Below are 1,473 nucleotides of genomic sequence, written 5' to 3'. Positions count from 1 at the left end.
TTGATAAATCTCTTAATTGGATAGGTGTTATATGAAAGTATACTTCTACACTGTCACCACTTACATATACCTTTGTTGAATAAGATTTAGAATTTTTCAAAGTTCTTGCTAAATTTGTAGCCTTTTCTTCTACTTCTGCAAGTTCCTGTTTTATATCCCATAAAGCATCCTGCTCATCTAGAGGTATATTTTCATAAATTTCTTCTGATTGTGAATTCATAATTATTTACTTCACTCCTTTGTTAAATTAATAAATTATTCAAATTTTAATTACTATGGTTCTTTTATGTAAGGTAAATAATAACAAGGTAATTACATAAAAGAACCGCTCTTTTTTTCACCCAAAACTCCTGAATATTTTTATGTATTTATTTAACTTATTATGCAAAAATATACTTATACATATTTTATAGAAAGGGTGAATATGCGTGCATACCAACCTACATTTACAACCAGTTGCAACTCAATATGATCGCTATCAAGAAGCCTTGAAGCAAATTGAAGAAAAGATTAAAAATCGAGCAAAAGACTTTGAAATACTTCTGTATGAATCTGAAGTTATTATAGAGTTCTACAGTAAAAAGAAATTACCATTCCCATTACCTGATAGTGATATCCAACTTTTCAATGGTCCAATACTAGCGATTAAAAAGGATATTCTTTATTATTGGGATATCAAAACACAACAGGTTCATAAAACCGATCAGATTACTGATTTAGAAAAAACCGAAGCTACACCGACCTCTTTTGAAGATTTAGCAAGAGAAGGCTTATATAAAGAAGCACGCCAAAATTTAAAATATCTTTATACTTGGCTAGACGAAGAAACTGAAAAGTTGTATGAACAATTAGATCGCATTTAGAGCCCAAAATAGGGCTTTTTTTATATTCTTTTTGCAAACTCTGATAATAAAGAATTACGCGTCTATGCACACCTTTTAAAAGAACGTTTGTTCTTATTCAAAAAAATAAAAAGCCTCCTCATCGGAAGCTTCTAAATTCTTTAAAATTAACATAATTAAATGCTGATCTTACAATCATTACTACATTATTTACAAATTTAACTGTAACAACTCAATTCGTCATATAATACAACTCAAAAATATAATTCTTATCGTATCGGAGAAATACAACCTATTTCGTGTAGATGCAGCTACTCCAGATCCAATCTACATATGAAATCCCTTATTATCTGTTAATAGCCCCCACATTCAATATCCCCAATTATTTTATGCTTACATTATGTATAGGGATTGAAAAGCCAAAAGGTAAACCTAACTTTCAAAAGAAAATACTTATTAATCATAAAAATAACAAAATATTGATTTTATTCTGGCAGAAATACTATTCTTTGTCCTCTAAAACTTTATATTTTTCCTTATCTTTTTTAAATTCAAACTCAACCATTGAATACATATAGCCCACCATACTTGCTACGAATATTGCTGGAATAAAAAAGTCCAATTTAAGTTG

At 28.9% G+C, this 1,473-nt stretch carries 2 protein-coding genes; one reads left to right on the top strand and one right to left on the bottom strand.

From position 1 onward, the window contains the following. The coding region (locus QI30_RS18735) for a hypothetical protein (protein ID WP_148113882.1) at nucleotides 1-220 on the bottom strand (220 nt) is incomplete at its 3' end. 208 nt (nucleotides 221-428) lie between these two features. Here QI30_RS18735 and QI30_RS18730 point away from each other — a divergent pair. Beyond that, entirely contained in the window at nucleotides 429-863 is a 435-nt protein-coding gene (locus QI30_RS18730; protein WP_126992077.1) for a hypothetical protein, read from the top strand. Nucleotides 864-1,473: the final 610 nt, after the last annotated feature.

Source organism: Candidatus Kurthia intestinigallinarum (genome assembly GCF_003991225.1).
GTDB lineage: Bacteria > Bacillota > Bacilli > Bacillales_A > Planococcaceae > Kurthia > Kurthia populi.
The sequence above is the reverse complement of the archived record's forward strand: the minus strand, read 5'-3'. Positions and strand labels throughout refer to the sequence as shown.